This is a genomic window from Corynebacterium sp. LK33, assembly GCF_014334955.1.
Lineage (GTDB): Bacteria > Actinomycetota > Actinomycetes > Mycobacteriales > Mycobacteriaceae > Corynebacterium > Corynebacterium jeikeium_D.
Window position 1 is genome coordinate 63,281 of record NZ_PDGU01000008.1, and the last position, 20,987, is coordinate 84,267.

General features: G+C 61.7%; 21 protein-coding genes and 2 pseudogenes. 13 read left to right on the forward strand and 10 right to left on the reverse strand.

Features of this window, described 5'->3' with window-relative positions:
- Positions 1-39: 39 nt before the first annotated feature.
- The gene (locus CRD20_RS02250) at positions 40-399 is read left to right on the forward strand and encodes a helix-turn-helix transcriptional regulator (protein ID WP_005510636.1); all 360 of its coding nucleotides are present in this window, start codon (positions 40-42) and stop codon (positions 397-399) included.
- Positions 396-2,288: a cation-translocating P-type ATPase gene (locus CRD20_RS02255; RefSeq protein ID WP_070859056.1), complete on the forward strand. Its 1,893-nt coding sequence runs from the start codon at positions 396-398 to the stop codon at positions 2,286-2,288. Before CRD20_RS02250 ends, CRD20_RS02255 begins: the two co-directional genes overlap by 4 nt.
- 78 nt (positions 2,289-2,366) lie before the next feature.
- On the opposite strand, the gene CRD20_RS02260 is transcribed toward CRD20_RS02255, so the two are convergent.
- Complete coding sequence (locus CRD20_RS02260) at positions 2,367-2,603, reverse strand: oxidoreductase (RefSeq protein ID WP_246818316.1); 237 nt, start codon at positions 2,601-2,603, stop codon at positions 2,367-2,369.
- Positions 2,604-2,812: 209 nt separating this feature from the next.
- Here CRD20_RS02260 and CRD20_RS11105 point away from each other — a divergent pair.
- Positions 2,813-3,058, forward strand: a pseudogene (locus CRD20_RS11105) (alkane 1-monooxygenase); the annotation flags it as partial.
- A gap of 46 nt (positions 3,059-3,104) precedes the next feature.
- Here CRD20_RS11105 and CRD20_RS02270 read toward each other — a convergent pair.
- Positions 3,105-3,494, reverse strand: coding sequence for a heavy metal-responsive transcriptional regulator (locus CRD20_RS02270; protein ID WP_187404764.1), 390 nt, complete (start codon positions 3,492-3,494; stop codon positions 3,105-3,107).
- Between the two features lie 98 nt (positions 3,495-3,592).
- Here CRD20_RS02270 and merA point away from each other — a divergent pair, with 98 nt between their 5' ends.
- The 4 genes from merA to CRD20_RS02290 all read left to right on the forward strand — a co-directional run bounded on the left by merA (position 3,593) and on the right by CRD20_RS02290 (position 6,665).
- The gene (merA, locus tag CRD20_RS02275) at positions 3,593-5,014 is read left to right on the forward strand and encodes a mercury(II) reductase (RefSeq protein WP_187404765.1); all 1,422 of its coding nucleotides are present in this window, start codon (positions 3,593-3,595) and stop codon (positions 5,012-5,014) included.
- Entirely contained in the window at positions 5,011-5,361 is a 351-nt protein-coding gene (locus CRD20_RS02280; RefSeq protein WP_187404766.1) for a hypothetical protein, read from the forward strand. Before merA ends, CRD20_RS02280 begins: the two co-directional genes overlap by 4 nt.
- Positions 5,362-5,553: 192 nt before the next feature.
- On the forward strand, positions 5,554-5,943 hold the full coding sequence (locus CRD20_RS02285; RefSeq protein ID WP_015381421.1) for a class I peptide chain release factor: 390 nt from the start codon (positions 5,554-5,556) through the stop codon (positions 5,941-5,943).
- Positions 5,944-6,311: 368 nt separating this feature from the next.
- The gene (locus CRD20_RS02290; protein WP_311199933.1) at positions 6,312-6,665 is read left to right on the forward strand and encodes a type IIL restriction-modification enzyme MmeI; all 354 of its coding nucleotides are present in this window, start codon (positions 6,312-6,314) and stop codon (positions 6,663-6,665) included.
- Positions 6,666-6,735: 70 nt separating this feature from the next.
- Here CRD20_RS02290 and erm read toward each other — a convergent pair whose 3' ends face one another.
- Positions 6,736-7,590, reverse strand: coding sequence for a 23S ribosomal RNA methyltransferase Erm (erm, locus tag CRD20_RS02295; RefSeq protein WP_016456425.1), 855 nt, complete (start codon positions 7,588-7,590; stop codon positions 6,736-6,738).
- Between the two features lie 1,841 nt (positions 7,591-9,431).
- On the opposite strand from erm, the gene CRD20_RS02300 reads away from it, so the two are divergent.
- From CRD20_RS02300 to CRD20_RS02310, 3 genes are all read left to right on the forward strand, one after another.
- Entirely contained in the window at positions 9,432-9,740 is a 309-nt protein-coding gene (locus CRD20_RS02300; RefSeq protein ID WP_024058948.1) for a helix-turn-helix domain-containing protein, read from the forward strand.
- 171 nt (positions 9,741-9,911) lie between these two features.
- Entirely contained in the window at positions 9,912-10,211 is a 300-nt protein-coding gene (locus CRD20_RS02305) for a hypothetical protein (protein WP_024058949.1), read from the forward strand.
- Between the two features lie 1,638 nt (positions 10,212-11,849).
- Entirely contained in the window at positions 11,850-13,031 is a 1,182-nt protein-coding gene (locus tag CRD20_RS02310) for a hypothetical protein (RefSeq protein WP_370545779.1), read from the forward strand.
- 678 nt (positions 13,032-13,709) lie between these two features.
- On the opposite strand, the gene CRD20_RS02315 is transcribed toward CRD20_RS02310, so the two are convergent.
- The 3 genes and pseudogenes from CRD20_RS02315 to CRD20_RS02325 form a co-directional block, all read right to left on the reverse strand.
- On the reverse strand, positions 13,710-14,375 hold the full coding sequence (locus CRD20_RS02315; protein ID WP_187404768.1) for a hypothetical protein: 666 nt from the start codon (positions 14,373-14,375) through the stop codon (positions 13,710-13,712).
- Positions 14,376-14,428: 53 nt separating this feature from the next.
- Positions 14,429-14,566 (reverse strand): annotated as a pseudogene (locus CRD20_RS11275) (Tn3 family transposase); the annotation flags it as partial.
- 208 nt (positions 14,567-14,774) lie between these two features.
- Positions 14,775-15,158 (reverse strand): helix-turn-helix transcriptional regulator, encoded by a 384-nt coding sequence (locus tag CRD20_RS02325; protein WP_051904784.1) that lies wholly within the window; start codon positions 15,156-15,158, stop codon positions 14,775-14,777.
- Positions 15,159-15,267: 109 nt separating this feature from the next.
- Here CRD20_RS02325 and CRD20_RS02330 point away from each other — a divergent pair, with 109 nt between their 5' ends.
- Complete coding sequence (locus CRD20_RS02330) at positions 15,268-15,513, forward strand: hypothetical protein (RefSeq protein WP_038589537.1); 246 nt, start codon at positions 15,268-15,270, stop codon at positions 15,511-15,513.
- A gap of 66 nt (positions 15,514-15,579) precedes the next feature.
- Positions 15,580-17,520 (forward strand): cation-translocating P-type ATPase, encoded by a 1,941-nt coding sequence (locus CRD20_RS02335; RefSeq protein WP_187404769.1) that lies wholly within the window; start codon positions 15,580-15,582, stop codon positions 17,518-17,520.
- Between the two features lie 392 nt (positions 17,521-17,912).
- Here CRD20_RS02335 and CRD20_RS02340 read toward each other — a convergent pair whose 3' ends face one another.
- The 4 genes from CRD20_RS02340 to CRD20_RS02355 form a co-directional block, all read right to left on the reverse strand.
- A complete protein-coding gene (locus CRD20_RS02340; protein WP_187404770.1) occupies positions 17,913-18,338 on the reverse strand; it encodes a single-stranded DNA-binding protein in 426 nt (141 codons plus the stop codon).
- A gap of 90 nt (positions 18,339-18,428) precedes the next feature.
- Entirely contained in the window at positions 18,429-18,575 is a 147-nt protein-coding gene (locus CRD20_RS02345; RefSeq protein WP_187404815.1) for a hypothetical protein, read from the reverse strand.
- Positions 18,576-18,732: 157 nt separating this feature from the next.
- Positions 18,733-19,755 carry a DUF4192 domain-containing protein gene (locus tag CRD20_RS02350; RefSeq protein ID WP_187404771.1) on the reverse strand — a complete coding sequence of 341 codons (1,023 nt, stop codon included), beginning with the start codon at positions 19,753-19,755 and terminating at the stop codon, positions 18,733-18,735.
- 170 nt (positions 19,756-19,925) lie between these two features.
- Positions 19,926-20,399 (reverse strand): recombinase family protein, encoded by a 474-nt coding sequence (locus CRD20_RS02355; RefSeq protein ID WP_080972893.1) that lies wholly within the window; start codon positions 20,397-20,399, stop codon positions 19,926-19,928.
- A gap of 35 nt (positions 20,400-20,434) precedes the next feature.
- Here CRD20_RS02355 and CRD20_RS02360 point away from each other — a divergent pair, with 35 nt between their 5' ends.
- Positions 20,435-20,971: a hypothetical protein gene (locus CRD20_RS02360; protein ID WP_218079069.1), complete on the forward strand. Its 537-nt coding sequence runs from the start codon at positions 20,435-20,437 to the stop codon at positions 20,969-20,971.
- The last annotated feature ends 16 nt before the right edge of the window (positions 20,972-20,987 follow it).

Here is a 20,987-nt window from a genome sequence, read left to right on the forward strand (position 1 = left end):
CGCGTTGAATAGTTCAGCAATTGCTGTATAGTTCAGTACATGCTGACTATTGCTTCACGCCTCGACGTCATGAACCGGCTCGGCCGGGCCATGGCGGATCCGACGCGCTCCAGAATCCTGCTGACCCTACTCGACGGCCCGAGCTACCCAGCCGTGCTTTCGCGCGACCTGGACCTGACCCGCTCGAACGTCTCGAACCACCTGACCTGCTTGCGTGACTGCGGCATCGTCGTCGCCGAGCCGGAGGGCCGCAAGACACGCTACGAAATCGCCGATCCGCACCTCGCGACAGCGCTCAACGCGTTAGTGAACGCGACGTTGGCTGTCGACGAAAACGCCCCGTGCATCGACCCTGAGTGCTCGGTGCCCGGCTGCGACGGAAAAGGAGCGGACGCATGAGTTCAGCATGTGGATGCGAACACGAACCAGCCACGGAGATCGAAGATCTCGATCGGCCATGGTGGAAGGACCCCGAGTTGCTACTGCCGATCTTCTCCGGCATAGCCCTCGGCATAGGCCTGGCGCTGGACTGGTCCAGGCTCGAGACACCCGCGACAGTACTGTTCTGGGTCGGCCTGCTGCTAGGGGCATATACGTTCGCGCCCGGCGCGATCCGAAACCTTGTCACGAAGCGCAAGCTCGGCATTGGTTTGCTGATGACGATCAGCGCGGTCGGCGCGGTGATCCTCGGTTACGTCGGGGAGGCCGCGGCGCTAGCATTCCTGTACTCGATCGCCGAGGCGCTGGAAGACAAGGCGATGGATCGGGCACAGGGCGGACTGCGGGCGCTGTTGAAGTTGGTACCGCAGACCGCGACGGTGCTGCGCGACGGCACGTCGGTTGAGGTCGCAGCGAAGGACCTCGTGGCTGGCGAGCTGATGCTCGTGCGCCCCGGAGAGCGGATTGCCACGGATGGCATCATTCGGTCTGGGCGCTCCAGCCTTGACACCTCAGCGATCACCGGAGAATCCATTCCGGAGGAGGTTGCGCCCGGCGACGAGGTGCCCGCGGGAGCAATCAACTCCGCCGGCGTGCTGGAGGTCGAGACGACCGCAGCTGGAACGGACAACTCGCTGACCACACTCGTGGACCTGGTCGAGCAGGCACAGGCGGAAAAGGGCGACCGCGCCCGGATCGCCGACCGGATTGCCCAACCCCTAGTGCCCGGGGTGATGATCCTGGCGGTGCTGGTCGGCATGATTGGCTCGCTGCTGGGCGACCCCGAGACGTGGATCACCCGCGCGTTGGTGGTCCTGGTCGCAGCATCGCCGTGTGCGCTGGCAATCTCCGTGCCGCTGACGGTCGTGGCCGCGATCGGCGCGGCCAGCCAGTTCGGCGTGGTCATCAAATCCGGCGCGGCGTTCGAGCGACTCGGCGGCATCCGTCACCTGGCGGTGGACAAGACCGGAACCCTTACCCGCAACCAGCCCGAGGTTACCGACGTGGTCCCGGCAGACGGATTCGATCGGGCTCAGGTGCTTGCTTTCGCGGCGGCAGTTGAGCAGCAATCGACGCACCCCCTCGCCGCTGCGATCGCGGCAGCGGGGCCCGAAGCGCCCGCTGCCCTGGACATCAGCGAGGAAGCCGGGCATGGCATCGGCGGCACCGTCGAAGGTCGACGGGTACTTGTGGGCAGTCCCCGGTGGATCGACGCCGGGCCACTGAAGGCAGACGTTGAGCGCATGGAGTCCGAGGGCCAAACCTGCGTCCTTGTCACCGTCGATGACGCCCTCTCCGGGGCGATCGGGGTCCGCGACGAACTGCGGCCCGAGGTGCCCGAAGCTGTGCAGACCCTGCGCGCCAACGGCGTGGAAGTGAGCATGCTCACCGGCGACAACACTCGCACCGCCCGGGCGCTGGCTGAAATCGCCGGAATCGACGACGTGCGCGCCGAGCTGCGTCCAGAGGACAAGGCAAGCATCGTCGCCGAGCTCTCCGCCAAGACGCCGACGGCGATGATCGGCGACGGCATCAACGACGCGCCGGCATTGGCGGGCGCGACGGTGGGCATCGCGATGGGGGCAACCGGTTCTGACGCCGCAATCGAGTCCGCTGACGTCGCCTTCACCGGCCACGACCTCCGGCTGATCCCGCAGGCGCTGCAGCATGCCCGCCGAGGCAGCAGGATTATTAACCAGAACATCGTGCTGTCTCTGGCCATCATCATCGTGTTGATGCCGCTGGCGATTAGCGGCGTGCTGGGTCTGGCCGCCGTCGTATTGGTTCACGAGGTCGCTGAAGTTATCGTCATCTTGAACGGCCTGCGGGCCGCGCGAGCGAAGCGCTGAGACACACCTTCGCCCAGCGCGCTGACTCTCCAGCGCGGATCTTGGAAGGATCGAGTTGCTCAGGGACCAAGCGTCGCCTCAAAACTTTTGAAGCCGAGCTTCATCGACACGGCCCGCGACTACCTGGGCAGTGTATTTGGCAAAGGGCCCGACACCCATCAGGGTTGCCGAGCCGTCGCCGGTCCAGTTGCCGTAACCAACTAGATGGAGATTCTTCATCGCGGTTTCACGGCCACGCATGAGGTGGCGGAATGGGCCGAGGGCCGGACGGAAACCAGTGCGCCAGATTAGATGGTCGTGGTCGAGCTCGCTCAAGCTATCGAAGATGGAGGTAGCGGTGAGCTGGCCGGCGTCGCGGAGCTCACGTAGATGAGGAAGCGCGAGAATGTCCCCGAGGTTCGGGCCGGAATCGCCACCGAGAATCCGGCGGCGGCTGCCCGCGTTAAACGTTGAACTTGAATTCGACGGTATGTCGTTGCAAAGTTACTCCCTCTCGTTAACACCATCAAAAGGAGTGTTATCCAATGAAAGCGTTCGGCTTCTTAAGCTTCGGGCATTACGCCTTCGGCAGCTAGTGCGGGCCATCTGCGGAAAAGATCGCTAAGACTCGTCTGGAGATCACCCAGGCTGCGGACGAAATCGGCGTGAACAACGCGTCCTTCCGAGTCCACCACTTCGCGCTGCAGGCCTCCGCCCCGATGCCGCTGCTGTGTGCTGTCGCGGCCACCACCAAAATCATCGAGGTGGGCACCGGCGGCATCGACCTGCGCTAGCGCATATCGGGGTTGTAGCGTTTGAGTCATTGACTCCCGTCGTCTACAAGTACCTACACACTTGATCGGTGCTGCACGTTTCAGGGTCCGGGTGCGCGGCGTCCTGTCTGAGGTCTGCGATAGTGTCGCGCAGCACGGAGAGCTGCGCGATTTGCTGCTCGATCTCAGCGAGGCGCACGTCAAGCAGGTCGCGCACGTGCTCGCAGGGCGCATGGCCGCCGTCGCGGATGTCGAGGATCTGGTGGATCTGGGCGAGGGTGAGGCCCGCGGCCTGGCCGCGGTGGATGAAGTCGATCCGAGCGACCGTCTCGGGCGCGTAGTCGCGGTATCCGGACGGCGTGCGCTCGGGCGGGGGCAGAAGGCCCTGTTCCTCGTAGAAGCGAAGGGTCTTCGCGGTAGTGCCCGCCCTCTCGGCGAGTTCTCCGATCCGCATTGCTGTCTCCCTCCGTGGCCGCGCTTGACCTTCCCCTGCACTGGAAGGTCCAGTATGGCTGAGACAGAGCAGAAAGCCAAGAGTTGACAGGAGCAGCGATGCCTACGAAGTACGATCTCGCCATCATCGGATCGGGAGGCGGCGCGTTCGCCGCTGCGATCCGCGCCAGCACGCTCGGGAAATCGGTGGTGATGATCGAGCGCGGGACGCTCGGCGGCACCTGCGTGAACACGGGCTGCGTCCCGTCGAAGGCGCTCATTGCCGCGGCCGGCGCGCGGCACGTCGCCGTCGACGCCGCAACCCGGTTCCCCGGGATCGCGACGACGGCGGATCCCGTCGACATGCCCGCGCTGATCGCTGGGAAGCAAGCGTTAGTGGAGTCGCTGCGCGGCGAGAAGTACGCCGACGTCGCCGACTCCTACGGCTGGCAGGTCCTCCGCGGCGACGCCTCGTTCGTGGGCACCCCTGATGCGCCGGTTCTCGATGTTGCCGGAGCCGACGGAAGCGTCGAGACCATCGAGGCCCACCACTACCTAGTCGCGACTGGTTCTCGCCCGTGGGCACCGCCGATCGACGGCCTGGAGGAGACCGGATACCTGACCTCGACCACGGCGATGGAGCTGACGGAGGTCCCCGAGTCGCTGCTGGTGCTCGGCGGCGGCTACGTCGCCCTGGAGCAGGCGCAGCTGTTCGCCCGCCTCGGCTCGCAGGTCACGCTGCTCGTGCGGTCCCGGCTCGCGTCGAAGGAGGAGCCGGAGGTGTCGAAGGCGCTCCAGGAGGTGTTCGCCGACGAGGGTATCCGCGTCGTCAGCCGCGCAGTGCCCACCCGGGTCTCCCGCGGCACGGGAGGCGAGGCCGTCGTGACCGCCGCCTTGTCCGGCGGCTCGCAGGAGTTCCGCGCCGACCAGGTCCTGGTCGCCCTCGGACGCCGTCCCGTCACCGATGGCCTGAACCTCGATGTGGTCGGGGTGAATACCGGAGACTCCGGCGAGGTGGTCGTCTCCGACCGGCTGCAGTCCTCGAACTCGCGGGTCTGGGCCGCGGGCGACGTGACCGGGCACCCCGAGTTCGTCTACGTCGCCGCCCACCACGGCACCCTCGTCGCCGAGAACGCGTTCGCCGACGCCGACCGGTCCGTCGACTACGCCCGCCTGCCGCGGGTGACGTTCACCGAGCCCGCGATCGGCGCGGTCGGGATGACCAAGAAGGACGTCCTCGCCGCGGGGATCCGCTGCGACTGCCGCGTCCTGCCCCTGCACCACGTGCCCCGCGCCTTGGTGAACCGCGACACCCGCGGGTTCATCAAGATCGTCGTGAACGCCGAGACGAACGAGATCCTCGGCCTGACCGCCGTCGCCAAGGACGCCGGGGAGCTCGCCGCCGCAGGCGTCCACGTGCTCGGCAGGACCGTCGCCGAGGTCGCCAACGCCTGGGCCCCCTACCTGACCATGGCCGAGGGCATCCGGATCGCCGCGAAGGCCTTCACCACCGACCCGTCGCTGCTGTCGTGCTGCGCATGAACGGCAACACAGGCAATCGGGGAGATCTCATCCAGAAGCAGACGATGAGCGCCGATCAGGACCGCGACGAATGGCGCGCCGGTCCCGTCGTCGCTGCAGTGACCGGGCTGCTCCTACTGGCATGCTGCGCGCTTCCGTCGCTGCTCTGCTGCGGCCTGCCGTTCATCGCGGCGGGCGGAGCACTCGCAGGCGTCGGTGGGCTCCTCGGTAATCCCTGGATCATCGGTGCCGGGACCGCCGTCGTGATGGCCGTCATGGCGGGGATGCTCGTCAGGCTACGGCGGCGGCACCGGCGCCGCAGGTCCGGCTGCTGCGAAAATCCTTCGACCGCTGATCGGAACCGGTAGTTCGAGCGGATCCAGCGATCACCGCCACCTGCGGAGGCCGCTGAAATCGAAGCCCGACGGGAGAAGGAGGAGCAAAAAGCGTTCGAATCAACCGGTGACGAGGATAATACTGAGGCTGGATCCCGGCCGTCGCGACGCGGTCTCCGCTTCCGCCGAGACGAGAAAGGGTTGTGGGCACCTAGGCTGGGCGGCATGAACGACCTGACCATAGCGCCCGGCCCGGGGATCCCCGACGGTGCGGTCATCGCCGCCGATCTCGCGGAGCGTTTCGCGAAATCGTCGACTCCGGGCGGCCAGGGCGTCAACACGACGGACGGCAAAGTCCAGCTTTCCATCGATGTCGCCGAATGCGCATCGCTTACCGACGCCCAGCGTCACCGTATCTCGCGCAACCTCGAGCACCGCCTAGACGGCTCCGTCTTTACCGTGACTGCGTCGACTCAGCGGTCTGTGTTTCGCTCCTGGTCCTCTCGCTTGCACCTGCGACACAGCCTCGTGTCCCCGGGCCGTAGCGTTCGGGGGAGCACAATAGCCCCAGTCCTCATCACGTCCCGGGATCAAAGAGTTCATCGCAGAGGTTAAGCACTACACGTTAAATTTGAACTCGACGGAGTGTCGTCGATAAATAACTATTCGATGCGCAAAGTACAACGAAATACCGCTAGAAACAGACAACATATGGGGGTGCACAGAAACACATATAGGTTCTGCGGAAAACCTATAGGGTGCGTCGCTAAAAACCGCTGTGCGCGAAAAACATAAAGGGTTTACGGACCCGGTCCCAGACCCCTCAATACTCTGAGCCGGAAGAATGGAAAGTGGAAGGTTGATGTATCCCCACTATTTATTTTTTCCGTTTTTCGGAGTACATCGGGAGCTACAACTGCGGACCAGCTCTGTGTGAACTAGATGAGAAGGCGCAGCAGCGAATCATCGACGCTGGACAGTTGGTGCTGCGGGCACGCGAGCGGCACCCCCAGCGGTCACTCGCGGAGCACTACAACCCGTTATCGATGGACCCAATTCTGCTCAAGGCCCACAACAACTTGGACCGGGAAGTCGATAAGGCTTTCGATGTGGCACGCAAACTCACCAACGAGCGCCAGCGCCAGGAGCTAATGTTCGCCAGCTACGGGGAGTTGGCGAGGGGCTATGTCTCCTCGCTTTCATCAAAATCGAAACCACCAGCAGGGTCGTTCCCCGTGCGGGTGATTTTGATCGGTCCCGCTGCTGGGTGTAGAACCCTGTCGCTGGCAACGCCGGGAACTATGACTGTGCCCGACGAGAACACGTCACTGCCATAACGCGGCTCACGGTAGACGAACATGGGTCGTTCACTACTACTGGTGGATTTCGGTTTTGGTGGTGGGGGGATTACCGCCGCCGGCCTCGATTTTTCCGTTGAGGAGGGCGTTGACTACTTCCCGATTGTGAAATGGGCCGATGGCGCGGTGAAGAGGAACCAGTCACCTGGAAGAGATCGATCCAGTCGCTGGTGTGCAATCTGGGAGGTAGGGTTGCGGGGTCGATTCCTCGCGAGCGCAACCATGATTGTGTCTCTGAACGTGATGAAAACAACCCTGCCCTTCGGAGAATTTCCCCTATCCCGCGTCCCCGGGCGGTGAAAACGGTGTGCACCATCGCCTGAAAGGCTTTGCGTTGCTCTATCGGGATCTTCGGGTCACCCACCCGGCGGATCACTAAGATCCCCCCGTCAACGTTTGGCTGTGGCCGGAAAGCAGACCTTGGTACTCGGGAACCAAGGTGAAACGTGAACCATGGGGACCACTGAGCTGTCATCATCGTGCTTGCACCTACCCCGGCCCGGCGGCGAGCGACTTCCCACTGCATGAGGAGTACAGCGGCAGTCCATGCCGGCGCATGCAACAACTTTCGAAGAATGGCAGTGGTGAGGTGAAAGGGAATGTTTCCCACAATGACGCAGGGAGTGGCGGGTAACGGGAAGTTGAGGAAATCATCATGGACCACTTCGACCGACGCCGAGGCGGTCTTTTTTGTGAGTTTGGCAGCTAGTTTTGCGTCTACCTCAACTGCCGTTATTGCCCTCCCCAAGTGGGATATCGGGTGAGTGAGGGCACCGCTTCCTGGCCCGATCTCAATGATGGGGCCGGAGGTTTGTTTTACAAGATCGACGATGGAGTTGATGATCTTGTGGTCTGTGAGAAAATTTTGGCCATGTTCGTGACGGCCGTATCCGTATGTAGACATCAGGTGTGCTCCGTGGAGTTGAAACGGAGCCGGGCATGGCAAATGGCCGCCCGGCTAAAGGACCGGAGCGGTTTCTAACCTGCGGGAGGGAGAAAACCGCCTTAGCGGCTGGTGAGCGGCCGCATGAAAACGGAACCTGAAATCAACATGGGCCTATCGTATCCAATTAATTTCGCAGGGTCCAATACGGTGAGAAAGAAGACAACCGCACCGCAACAGTGCAAGACCTCTCTGGATTGGAATTTAATTGAACATGGGTTTGGGGTACGACGCGCCCTACTCGGAGTGGCACGGACACTACGGCTGCGCGCCCACACACAACAGTAAAGAGCTCGGCAATGCACAGACACGTAACGAGAGCGCCACAAATGTATGTACGTTTAAGTTACAGCATCGACACTGACGCTCCACATGGAGGGACGGCCGCAGCCCTGCAGCAAGCACACGGCAGGGTGTCTGCTTCGGGCGACGTGAAATTACGCAGAAAAATACGAAACACATCACCGCAGGTCACGGTAGGTATTTGCGGGTCATTTCGTAATCTCGTAAACGAAAAGAACAAAACTACGAAACACAAAAACATACGTTGAGCAGCGTAAATGGTTTTCGTTTCGTAATTTTTCCACTTTTTGAAGAAAATCTAAATAAGAAGAGACACCTTGATTGCGATTGTGTCCCGTGTCACATAGCTGCAACCCCTGCAGCGTGCCCTCAACGAGGACGCTCTGTGTCGTAGACATGTGCCTGCAATGCGTGTCTGTGTCTCTCTCTCTTAAAAGGTTTGGGTCGAAATACCGCAAAATTACGAAACATCCCCGAAATGTGACGTGTCTATGCAGGTCACAGCGTTATCGCGTGTTTCGTAGTTTTGTTCTTTTCGTTTGCGGAAATCACGAAACCGCAGGTAGAGCGTTTCGTAATTTTTTCGTATTTTGATCGGCAAATTACGAAACGAGGTCAAAACTACGAAACGAGCGCGCTACAGACGTGTCACAGGTCATAAAAAGGCGCGCCCCTTGCGTGTCACCGTGACGCAGCATCCCGGCCGTGTCACATAGCTACAACCCCTGCAGCGTGCCCTCAATGAGGACGGTCTATGTCGTAGACATGTGCCCGTAATGTGTGTCTGTGTCTCTCCCTTAAAAGGTTTGGGTCGAAATGCCGCAAAATTACGAAACATCCCCGAAATGTGACGTGTCTGTGCAGGTCACAGCGTTATCGCGTGTTTCGTAATTTGGTTTTCCGATTTTCGTAGTTCTACGAAACCGCAGGTAGAGCGTTTCGTAGTTTTTTCGTATTTTGATCGGCAAATTACGAAACGAGGTCAAAACTACGAAACGAGCACACTATAGACGTGTCACAGGTCACAAAAAGGCGCGCCCCTTGCGTGTCACCATGCCGCCACACAACAGCTGCCCCACCACAACACCCCAGCCGTGCCACGTGGCGTGTAGAAACGTGCTCGGTTCGATTCGTAAAGATTAGGTCGCAGGCTATTGTGCGCGACGCATAAGTTCCGTACGATGGCCCCCAGACCGTATGTGGCGTTTTAATTCGTTTTTGGTTTAGCCAGCCGCATACGGGGGATAACCCCGAGGATAATTCATAAAGAGACAGCCTCTCGACCGTGATAGGCGCGGTTCCTCCGACGAGATAGACCGGTCGGCAACGGCATTGCCAACCACAAAAGCGGTCAGGTAGGGAGTAAGCGCTCCCGTAAAGCGATGGGACGGCAGACCACCGTTCTAGCGAGTTGAGCACGGCACTCCAAGCCGCCTGAATAGCAAGCCGGTAAAGCACCCCGCTCCGGGACAGATCAATCTGCCCAGGAGCGTTTTTCTATGTCCGAAAAGGACACGACTACCGCCGTCGCGCCACGCTTTTACACGCTGCAGGAACTCGCCGATCTCGGCGTCGGCTCCGAGTCCACGTTGCGAAAAGCTATTAAAGAGGGCCGTCTTTCATTCCACCGTTTCGGCACCGCCTATCGGATTCGCCAAGACGATCTCGACGCCTACCTCGCGGCCGCACGCCGCCCTGCCCCGCAGCTATTCGACGGCTTCGTCGATGCCGTCGTGAATGCAGCGCCCCAACTGACAGATGAGCAGCGCCAGCAGCTCGTCACGGTGCTGGGCGGTGTGAAGCACTAATGCGGACAAACCCGCCTACGACGAGATCCCGCCGCTTAGCTCAGCTAGTCAGGCTGGGTCTTGAACTGAGTGCGAGGGCTGATGGGTGATGGCCGTGCTACTACACACGCGCGCTCCACCGTCGTGCCCCGAGTCCAAATAAACAGTTCATTCAACCAAGGAGAACAAACCATGTCTTTCAGAGACGATTACGCAGCAGCGCTGCGCGATGAGCAGCAAGCAAAAGATACCGTGAACGAGGCGCGCCGTGCACACAAAGCGACAAAGGAGCGCCTTGCGCAGTTGCGCAAGTATGCCGAAGAGTTCGAGGTGAATCTCGACGGTGACAAGTCCGCCAGCACCGAAGGGGACGGTGACAAGTCCGCCAGCACCGAAGGGGACAGCGATACACCTGAGAACGGTGACGGCGACACGCCTGAGAGCACCGAGGGCAGTAAGCCGAAGCGGCATCTAGAAGTTGTACCCGACTAACCCTTTAGCCGTACACGCAATCACCTCATGTGTGTACGGCCACGCGGCGTGACGACGTACAGCCGTCACGTTTGATGTCGCCACACACCCCGCTCGCAAGGGCGGGGTTTTCGCGTGTGTGCGGGTGGCTGCGGCACCGCTACACGTGACACTGTCACGATGCTTGCGCCGGTATCGGCGACGGGGCATATACACGTCTGCCCCGTCGCCTGGATCATCCGCCACATGGCTGGCGGTATGTCGCGCTGCTGTTATGCGCGGTTCTGGCCGGCATAGTCTTGTGTGGACTTGAAATATGCCGAAGACGGGGCCGTGGGTGCAGCAAAGACAGCAGCGTGGACAGAGCAGATTTCAGCAGCTGTGCTGCTGAAGATGCAACCGCGACGGCAGATGGTATGCGGCGCATGCCGCATAATGGACGCGTCGTGAGATACGCCAATATCCATCTCGGCAGGCTTGCCGTGATGGAGCGTTTCGTGATGACCCAAACACGACACATCGATGCTGGCATATCCGAATGTATATCAACGGGATATATCGGATTGCCGGCAGTGTCGTGATGCAGAGCATGGGTCATCACACAAGGTGCAGCGCCAGCTGCACTATTGGGCACCTTGACCGGAGCGCAGCGGAGGGAAAGGTAGACCCAGCCAGACCGAGCGAGCGAGGTCTGAGTCTGGGGCTATAAGGGGCGGCGCGCCAGCGCCGGGCACCGGGTTATGCGAGCGCCAGCGAGTAGTAATACCCGGTGCAGTGCCTCGGCTATGCCGAGCGCCGGAGCGCAGCGGAGGCGTCGCACCCCCTTATGCCCTTTTCCCCCTTCTACCCCTATAACGACAAACTCATAGGGGTTTTGACACAGAAGGGGGCTGCGACCTGCGTGTTTCGGGTTGTAACGTGGTCTTCGACCCTTACCCGAAACGGCCCGTTGATGCGCGAAGCGCACATGGTGCCTATGCAAAACCTGCAGGTCGCCACGCTGTGCGCACCACATACGGCGTCAGACGTTGTATGTCGGTCTTAAAGTAAGGGCCGATGACGGGTGGAAACGCCGCTTGCGGCGTCTTCCCGCGTCATCGAGACACCTGCAGCGAGCCTGCGAGCGCAAGGTGTCTAACCGAACGGCAAGACCGACATCGCCTACGTGGTGCGCGCAGCTCCACCCTGCACTCTGGCACCGCCGTCAGGCGGTTGTTGCAGGGTGTTCCAAATCCCGCAGCGAGCCATCCGCCGCAAGGCGGTGTTGATGCTGCTGCGGGGGTTGAGACACGGGCCTGAGTAATACACTTCATATCGGCCCGTGCCATAAGCACAGTATCGGTGCAGACGCATCACGCTCGCGGCGGCCATATGCGCGCAAGCGCATGTAACGAGTACCGCCAGCGACGTGTGTTTCGCAGCCGTAGGCTGCAGCAGATCCAGCGGCAGCTGCTGATGCAGATACATAGCGCCGCGACTCGATTGGTTCGCCCCTGAGGCCACGTCTGTACGGCCCTGTGGCGGCTTCACACGCCTCGGATGGACGGAGTGCGCGTGCAGAAGAACAGTTTCGAGACGTCGCTGTTCGTCGTGTATCTGCCGAAGTCGATGTGCAAGGAGATCCCCGACTACTACACCAGTGAGGTGGACGGGCGCGAAGTGAAACGTCCGCGCTATGTCGCCCGCGACTACGAAGAAGCAAAGAAGTACCCCGAAGAGTCAATGCGTTGGCTCGCCGAGAACTTCATTCCCGGCGGTATCGACGCAGTCGCCGGCGGGGACATGAACTTCGACGAATCGACGCCACACATCCAGTTTCAGGCGGACACCCTCTCCCCTCATCCGGACAAGCCCGGTACGCTGCGTTGCCGCCCTGGCATCGCGTACAACACAGACCCCACGGTGCGGTACACATCCGGCCCGAAGAAGGGCAAGCAGATATCGGGCCAACAGAAGTTCATCGATGCACAGCGAGGGCTTCGTGAACACATGCACTCGTTGGGTTATCCGGTCGAGCTGGAAGTCTCTGAACGACACGACGAGTCGCTGAACCTCGACCGCTACACCGAGCAGCAGGACCGGGAGCGCGACCTCGCCAAGCGCGAGGATGATGTCGAAGTCAAGAAGCGCTCCGTGCAGCGCGACATGGACGCGATCGAGCGTGATCGCGAGCAGGCAGCAAAAGAACTCAAGCAGGCCCAAGAAGCCAACGAGAAAGCGCAAAGTGTGCTGCAGCACGCCGAAGAACAGACCCGCGCTGTTGCTGAGCGCGTACTTCGTGAATCACGCGAGAAAGCTGAGCAGACCATGGGCGTTGCCGAAGCGCAAGCAGACGAGCTGCTCGAACGAGCCGAAGAGACTGCACGGGCCAAGGCGAGCGCGATTACAGCCACGGCCCGCAGCGAAGCGGAGTCGATAACTCGCAAGGCCGACGAGGCCCATAAGCAGGCTGAGCGCGACTCCGAGACGATCCGCAGTGAAGCACAAAACGAGGCCACAAGCATCCGCGACGAGGCCACGCGCGACGCTACATCGATGCGTGAGGATGCCCGCGAGGACGCTGATCAGATCCGCCGCAACGCGCACGCGGATGCCGAAGATGAAGCCGCCATCATCATCGAAGAAGCGGTGAAGTCAGGACAGCAGTTGGAGCATCTGGACAAGAAGTTCCTGGTGCAAGAACTGCAACGCGACCCGGAGCTGCTTGAGCGCTACACGCTGTTCACCGAGCTGCAGACCAAGACGAAACAGGGCGAGGCGAAGCAGCGCGTACGCGAGCGCATCGAGAAGCGCCGCCAGCAGCAACAACAGCGTGACCGTGATGGCGGTATGGGGTTGTAGCGCTGCTCTCCCCTGCCTTGTACGGCCTTCTGCGGGCCGTATAGGGTGCCGTCGGCGTCGTCGGTCATTGGCGGCGGGAAAACCGCTGAGATTCAGCGAAAATCGAAGAAATCTGGGCCACGCTGAGCGGAGTGTCACTATGCTGCGCAGCGGATTGGTCTGTTAAGTGGCGGACATAGTGCGCAGTACGTCGGCCGGGACAATAGCGCGTGTGTTGCGCAGAAGAGACGCCCGCAGAAAGGCCGGCAAAATGACAGCGTCATTCTGTTGCGCAGTAAAGGTGTCAATAGACTGGCGAGCCACTTTATTGCCCAATTCACGTGTCATTGAAGTGTCGGGGCATTTCATCGCGCAGTAAACGTGCCGATGGAATGGCTACCCAATACACAGTGCAACCTGCGTGTTAATAAACAGCCACAGACACTACGCAGTGCAATGAATTGCGCAGCAGAAGAGCCAGTAAACGCGCCACTGCACCGCACAACGAAACAGCACGGATGATGTGCAGCAAAGTGGCGCGTGAAATGCGCTGTGAAGTGTCAGCGCACTTGGAGCTGTACCGTCGCTACTCCCCCACGGCGTCCGTACTGTGACTCTGATTTGACCCACGCATAAAGAAAGCGCTGGGTGTTGCTCCCAGCGCTTTCTTTCACGGCCTGATCCGGTGCGTTGTTGATGTCAGTAGTTCGTAACCACCGGGGTGAGGAGTGCAAGACCGTCTGAAGGCACTCGTTCTTCAGTCGAAGGGTCGTAAGCAGCGATGAAAACGCTAATAATACCTCCGCCTTGGATATCGAAAGTGTGTTCGACGATCTCCCCAACCGGGACAGTGAACTCGCCTATGGTTTGCCCTTCATGCTGGATCGTGACCTGGCCAGGTGCGCCTGTGTTCGGGATGTCGTCAACCCAAGTCGCCTTGAGGCGCAGCGTTTTCGCGATGTCTGGTACTCGATAATGCCTGAAAGACGCTCGAGCCGAACCCCGATCAGTGGCGAGGATTGACCTTTCATGCCACTTCCCGTCTACGTACAAATCTACCCCCGACCGAATCCCCTCATGGAGGGCATTAACAGGATCATCGGTTAGGTACCAATACCAATCAGCAGACGGATCCGAGTAATCACCCTGCGAGTTAGTCGTGCCCGAGTTAGTCGTGCCCGAGTTAGTCGTGCCCGAGTTAGTCGCACCGCTGTTATTGGCATCGTCGGCGCTTCTGGATCCACCTTCAAGGTTTGGGACGAGAAGACCGATCACGGTTGCAATGACGACGATGGCTCCAACTACGGCTGGGATGTATTCTCGGAAATCTTTGAGCATCCGAGTCAGTTCACGGGCATCAGGCACGATACATCTTCCTTTCAGAGAAGATAGTGAGAAGCAATGACGTACTTATCTAAGTCGCCGGTGAGGTTGATGTGTTCCCATCCCAGCGATGAGAGGAACCGCAGGACGTCCGGGTCGATGTCACCGCCGTCGCTGGTCAGGGTGGCGACCGTGCGGTCGAGGTAGACGGTGCTCCAGAGAACGATGGCTGCGGCTCTTTATGGCCGATCGCCCAGTCCCGCAGGACCATCCTCAACCGGATGTAGGAGGCTGCTCAGGCGGTGCGCGCGAGGCGGGGGTCGAGGACCATTCCGCGGAAAAGTAGCGCTAAGGATCGTTTTAGGAGCATGCGGCAAACGGCTTTCTTCTGAGCTGATTCGCGCATCGCAAGCCCATACCCGGTGCCGCGCGGTTGCGTGCTCAACCAGCTTCTGCCGGCGGCGTGGAAAGGTCGGAACCGAAGAGGGTGCGCAGAGCATCCATGGCCTCGGGGCGGGCCTTGTAGTAGACCCACACCCCTCGCTTGTCACGGTCAACGAGCCCGGCGTCGTGCAGGATTTTCAGGTGGTGGCTGAGTGTCGAAACTGCCAGGTCGAAGCCCTCGGTCAGGTCACACATTGCGCATGCCTCGCCGCCCTCGTGCGAGAGCACCATGGACATCAGCCGCAGCCGGACCGGATCCGCCAGGGCCTTGAGCATCCGGGAGACGGCCTCGGCCTGGGCCGCCGTGATTGGCTCACCGGACAACGGCGTACAGTAACCCAGCGCACTTGGCGCAGGAGGGTCCAAGGATGGGATCGACATGCCTCCATTCTAGCATACTTCGATAGTTTGACAACTATCGAAGTGTGAGTATCGTGGAAGCCGGACTTCGAAGTCTGTCGAAGTACTGCACATTGTGAAGGAGACACCCGTGAACACACCCATCCAGCTGGTCCGTTCCAAGTACCGCGCGCTCGGGGGCGGATGCGTAAGCTGCTCCAGAGACCTTGCCCCCGTCGAGGCCCTGCCCGGCGTGCAGAAGGTCGACGCCCTGGCCTCCGGCGTCGTGCTGGTCACGCACGACGGCACCGTGGCCGACAGCGCCATCGTTGAAGCGGCACAGAAGGCCGGCCTGTCCCTGGCGCCGGCTGGCCCGGCACGCCCCGTCCGCGCCTGATCACCTGGTGAGGGCTGACCCTCACGAGTCATGTCCTCACGTTTCACAGAGAGAAGAAATCACCGAATGAATGCCGAATTTGACACCTCAACACAGCTCACCGCTCAGTCCCGGCGCCAGTGGTGGCAGAGCAGCGAGATGGTGGCCCTGGCGGTAGCCGCGGTGCTGCTGGCCGCGGGGCTGGCCGTGGAGTGGACCATCCACTCCGAGCCGGTGGCCCTGACCTTATACTGGGCCACGATCGTCATCGGCGGCGCCTACCCGCTGCGCAGCGCCATCCGCGCCGTGCGCAACAGGCAGCTGACCATCACCGTGCTGCTGATCATGGCCGCCATCGGTGCGATCGCGCTGGGGGTGATCGAAGAAGCCGCGATGCTCGTGGTCATCTTTAGCCTGGGCGAGGCCATGGAAGCCTACGCCACCGACAAGGCACGCGGCTCCATCAGCGCGCTGTTGGAGCTGGCACCCCCGAACGCGAACCGGCTCACAGCCGGGGGCTTCACCGAAACCGTGTCCGTGGAGGCGCTGCACCCCGGTGATGTCGTCCTCGTCCGCCCCGGTGAGCGTCTGCCCACCGACGGCACCGTCACCGAGGGTGCTTCGTGGGTCGATGCCAGCCCGGTCACCGGCGAATCCGAGCCGGTGGAGGCTTCCGCCGGGACCGAGGTCTTCGGCGGAAGCCTGAACGGCAACGGCGTGCTGCGCGTCCAGGTGACCAAGGAGCACTACGACACCATCCTCGCCCGGGTGATCGAACAGGTAGAGGAGGCCCAGGCTAACCGCAGCCGCACCGAGCGCTTCGCCGACCGGTTCAGCGCCGTCTACACCCCCGCCATGTTCGCCCTTTCGGTCCTGGTGGCCCTGGTTCTGCCGTTGTTCGGCTTCGAATGGCGTGAGGCCATCTATCGAGCCCTTGTAATCCTTGTTGTCTCCTGCTCCTGCGCGCTGGTCATCTCCGTGCCGGTCAGCGTCGTCACCGCCATCGCCCGCGGAGCACGGGACGGCATCCTGATCAAGGGCGGCATCTACCTCGAACGCCTGGCCGACATCAAGGCCGTCGCCTTCGACAAGACCGGCACACTCACCCGCGGCCGGCCTGCCCTGGCCCAGGTCACCGCGTTCGGCGGCACCACCGAACAGGAAGCCCTCGCACTGGCCGCCGCCGTCGAGGCCGGCAGCGAACACCCCATCGCCGACGCCATCACCGCCGGGGCCAGGGACCGGGGCCTCGACATCCCCACCGCCAGGGACGCCCGCGCCCTCCCCGGGGCCGGCATGGAGGCCGTCGTCGACGGCCGAGCCATGCACATCGGCCGGCCCTCGGACGCGGACCGCACCGACCCGCAAGTCGGAGCGGCCGTGGCCGGAGCCGAGGCAAACGGCTGCACCGCCGTCGTACTGCGCGAGGACACCCGGCCACTGGCCGTTCTGGCGGTCGCGGACCAGTTGCGCCCCGACGCCCACAGCACTATCGCCGAACTGCGCGAACTAGGCATCGAACGGGTGCTGATGCTCACCGGAGACAACGCCACCGTCGCTAAAACCACCGCCCATGCCCTGGGTCTGGACGACTACCGCGCCGAACTGCTGCCCGAGGACAAATCAGCCGCCGTACGTGAATTGCGCGAACGGTACGGGGTTATCGCCATGGTCGGCGACGGAGTCAACGACGCCCCCGCACTGGCCAACGCGGACCTGGCCATCGCCATGGGCGCCGCCGGAACCGACGTCGCACTCGAAACCGCTGACGTCGCACTCATGGCCGACGAACTGGACCGGCTCCCCGCAGCCATCCGCCTCTCCCGACGGGCCCGGAACAACATCAAGATCAACATCGCGCTCAGCCTGGCCGTCGTGGCCATTCTGATCATCGCGGCCCTCGCCGGCTGGATGACCCTCACCACGGGACTGCTGCTGAATGAAGGCAGCGCCGCGCTGATCATCCTCAACGGCCTGCGTATGATGCTCCCCGGCCGCGGCGAAACCCGGCAAAAACGAACTGCATAGCCCGCGACAACAAGGTCATACAGACAAGGTTGCGTGAAGCGAAACTCCTTGGCTCAACCGCCGCACTCGAGCGCTTCGATGCCTATCCCGGCCGACTCGCCAACCACGGCTCGAAACTCACCCTGACAGGAGAAGACATGCGAACCCGCGACGACATCAAACAAGAAAGGATGGCCCCTACGACCCCCACACGGCTACGTCAACCCCGAAAGCCGTAACCGGGGGGTAAAAAAACGGGTACCGGCAACCACCACCACCCCGGTACCCGATACCGCCCTACCGGTACCGAAAAAACCCCCGTCAATCTAAGCATGAATGTTTGCGTTCGGTTGGGTAAGGCCGTGAAATGGTTGAAAAAATAACCCCGCAGGTTTCCCTGCGGGGTTTCGTTGTTAGAACGGTACTTCTTCGCCCTCAGCGCCAGCCAGGGCAGCAGTCGCTGCTTCGCCCCCTCGACGGGCAGCGCGAGCAGCGGACTCCTTCTTGGAATCGATCAGCTGCACGGTGTCGATGCGTGCGACCAGCGGGTAGTGCTTCACACCGTCCTTGTCGGTGTAGACGTCGGTTTTCAGCGAGTAGCTCACCGCGACGCGATCGCCGGAGCCGATGCAGCCGAACACGCCGGGGTTCTTCGCGTCCTGGACGTAGCCGGTCAGCTCCACGATCTCGCTTTCCACCTTGCCGGTGGTCTTGTTCTTGAAGGTGTTGCGCGCGTAGACGCTGAGCTTCACCGTCGCGCTACCGTTTGCGTGCTCGAACAGCTTCGGTGCGCGAGCTGCGTTGCCGACGATGGTGCCGTTGTTGAAGGGGTTGGACACGATGGTTCTCCTTACGTGAGTGGGTGTGATTTGCCGTGCAATTTGGGTGTTGAAGCAGCTGCTTTGCTGCTGCGGGGGGTTGCGCTGTCGTTACAGCACTGCCCAGGGCAGCGGTGTGCCTGCCGCCTCTAGGTCGCGCAGTTCTTGTGCTGCGCCCGGATCGGCGTCCTCGCCGTCGATACCGTCGGCGAGCTGGTAGAGCAGTTCCAGGTCGGTGTGGATGAAGTCGCGTATCACGTGCCTCCTTGTTCGGATTGATGGTCAATCCGTGTGTTGGAGACAGCTCTGCTGTCTAGGGGTCGCTCCCCTGCCTCGTTGAAGTGTTTGTCTTCGCAGGCCACGGCCCCGCGAGAAAAAGAAACCCCGTTGCATCGCTGCAACGGGGTGTGTGGTGCTACTCGGTGAACAAGATCGTGCGGGTCTTCTCGGCGCCCTCGCGGACGAGTTCAACCATCCGCTCGCCTTGGCCGATGTCTGTCAGCTTCGCGACCAACGACGGGAAGTTCTCGTCTGGCCCGATCTCGGTGGCTCGCTGCGCAGCCACGCCAGCTAGCCCCGGCTGGCCTGTGGCGTGCGCAAGCACGGCAACAGTTGCGGTGAGCTGCGCGCGCATCCCTGGCCAGCTGGTCGGGACAGCACGCATAACCTGCTCCGCGAACCGTAGGCCCGCCTGCGGGTCATCGAGCAGCGCCGCGAGCAGCGCGTCTCGCAAGCGCTTTGTAGTGAAGCATTTCAGCGCCGATCGAACAGCGCGCGTGCTCGGCTGGGTTATTCCTGCCGCCGCCTGCTCGTATTCACGCTGCAGCACGTCGGAGAACATGGGCGGGATATACGCCAGCGCGTCTTCGATGATGTCGGCGTGCTCGGCAGCGTCGATGCCGTGATCGGTGCTGTTCAACCGTGCTTCGATGTCGTCTTTGCTCGGCTCCGGGAGCTCGCCGGTGTGCTCTAGCATCTGGCGCAGCGCCGCCGATGCGGCGACCTCGCCGACAACGCCGTGGCGCGGCTCGTCGATGAGCGGATGCTGGTACACAGACCACCAGGCAGCCCCGGTGACGATCTCGGGCACTTGCACCACCCCGAGCAGCGGCGGTAGGTGCACTGCCCCGCTGGTGAGGTACGTGGCCGTCTCGTCGAAGACCGGCTGTGCAATGTCATCGCTGATCATGTACGCGATAACAGCGTCGAGTTCCAGGTGGTCGACCCACGCTGCGAACCGCTCGCGGCTCTCGGTGAGCTTCTCCACTGCTTCGTCCAGGTCGAACCGTGCGACCGGGCCGAGGCGGACGGTGTCGACGCCCTCGTCGTCGACGAAGAACGCGAGGATCAGCGAGTTGTTCGGGTAGAACCCGAGGATGCCGGGGAGGTTCGCGAGGATCTCGCCGTGGGATGCAAGCGTGTGAGAATGGGTGGACATGGCAGTGCTCCTTTGCACGAATACGGGGTGTATGTGGTCAATCCCGTATTCGGCCCGGCTCTGCCGGTCGCAGGCGTATCCCAGCAGTGCAGCACTCATGTGTGCCGAGCGTCGCTAGCGCAGCCTGATGCCTTCTCGCCGGGTGCGAGCGCTAGCGACGCAGCCTGTGCTTAAGCGTCGGCTTCGATGCGCTTGAGAGCGCGATAGATCGTCGGCCGCGAGACGTTAAAGGTGCGCGCTACAGCGCTGACGGACTTGCCGCCGTCGATAAGCTCCTTGGCCATCTGCGCCTGCTCAGCGCTGAGCTTCGGCTTGGGGCCGGCGACCCTGCCCTGTGCGCGGGCGTGCGCCACGCCCTCACGGGTGCGCTGGACAAGCAGGTCACGCTCCCACTCGGCAAGACTTGCCATGACGTTGATAACCACCTTGTCGGTGGGCTTCGACGTGTCCAGCGCTGGCTCCAACACCTTGACGTTGATGTCACGCTCGGCGAGGTCAGCGATGGTGTTCACGGTGTCCGCGAGGCTGCGGCCGAGCCTGTCCAAGCGCGTGACAACGAGCGTGTCGTCGGGGCGCATGTACGCCAGCGCGTCATCAAGACCAGGCCGTTGCCAGTTGGTGCCGGAGATGGTGTCTGAGTAGATGTGGTCCGGGTCGCAGCCAGAGCCTGAACGCTCAGATGACTTCGAGCCTGACTTCTAGCCTGGAACCGCTGGTAGAAGTAGCTGTATCTGAGGCAATGTCGAAAGAGCCTAAGAGCCTGCACGAGGCAGCAGAAGCCTCTAAGAAGGCTCGCAGCGCTCTGCTCCAGGAGAAGGAGTCCAACGAAAAGCTGCTGGAGGAGATACGCGCAGAACGCAAGCAGTATAACGACGATATGGAAAAGTCGAACACGAACTTTATTAAGGCCTGCATGTCTGCCTCGTGGATTGCAGCCAGTGTTCTCTTCGTTGCTATCGCACTCGTTGCTGTCGGAGCCTTGGGGAACGGGCTGCTAAGTATGCTCGGCATACCCGACGGCGTGTCTGCCTTGTGGGGTCACGTCCAGGAGGCCAACGGCATCGGCCCAACACTGGGCTGGTTGGCGTTAACACTTATCGTCATAGGGGTTCTTATAGCGCTTATGACCTGGATGTTGTCCCAGGCTGCGCCGGGTATTGCTCACTTAGTCGAGGAATACCGTCGCAATCACCCGAGGAAAGAAACGAACCACTAACTAGAACACGTGCACC

What these genes read in the sequence shown, in the direction of transcription:
- CRD20_RS02250 (WP_005510636.1), top strand. Translation starts at nt 40, where the DNA reads ATGCTGACTATTGCTTCACGCCTCGACGTCATGAACCGGCTCGGCCGG.
- CRD20_RS02255 (WP_070859056.1), top strand. Translation starts at nt 396, where the DNA reads ATGAGTTCAGCATGTGGATGCGAACACGAACCAGCCACGGAGATCGAA.
- CRD20_RS02270 (WP_187404764.1), bottom strand. Translation starts at nt 3,494, where the DNA reads ATGCGGATCGGAGAACTCGCCGAGAGGGCGGGCACTACCGCGAAGACC.
- merA (WP_187404765.1), top strand. Translation starts at nt 3,593, where the DNA reads ATGCCTACGAAGTACGATCTCGCCATCATCGGATCGGGAGGCGGCGCG.
- CRD20_RS02280 (WP_187404766.1), top strand. Translation starts at nt 5,011, where the DNA reads ATGAACGGCAACACAGGCAATCGGGGAGATCTCATCCAGAAGCAGACG.
- CRD20_RS02285 (WP_015381421.1), top strand. Translation starts at nt 5,554, where the DNA reads ATGAACGACCTGACCATAGCGCCCGGCCCGGGGATCCCCGACGGTGCG.
- erm (WP_016456425.1), bottom strand. Translation starts at nt 7,590, where the DNA reads ATGTCTACATACGGATACGGCCGTCACGAACATGGCCAAAATTTTCTC.
- CRD20_RS02300 (WP_024058948.1), top strand. Translation starts at nt 9,432, where the DNA reads ATGTCCGAAAAGGACACGACTACCGCCGTCGCGCCACGCTTTTACACG.
- CRD20_RS02305 (WP_024058949.1), top strand. Translation starts at nt 9,912, where the DNA reads ATGTCTTTCAGAGACGATTACGCAGCAGCGCTGCGCGATGAGCAGCAA.
- CRD20_RS02325 (WP_051904784.1), bottom strand. Translation starts at nt 15,158, where the DNA reads ATGTCGATCCCATCCTTGGACCCTCCTGCGCCAAGTGCGCTGGGTTAC.
- CRD20_RS02335 (WP_187404769.1), top strand. Translation starts at nt 15,580, where the DNA reads ATGAATGCCGAATTTGACACCTCAACACAGCTCACCGCTCAGTCCCGG.
- CRD20_RS02350 (WP_187404771.1), bottom strand. Translation starts at nt 19,755, where the DNA reads ATGTCCACCCATTCTCACACGCTTGCATCCCACGGCGAGATCCTCGCG.
- CRD20_RS02360 (WP_218079069.1), top strand. Translation starts at nt 20,435, where the DNA reads ATGACTTCGAGCCTGACTTCTAGCCTGGAACCGCTGGTAGAAGTAGCT.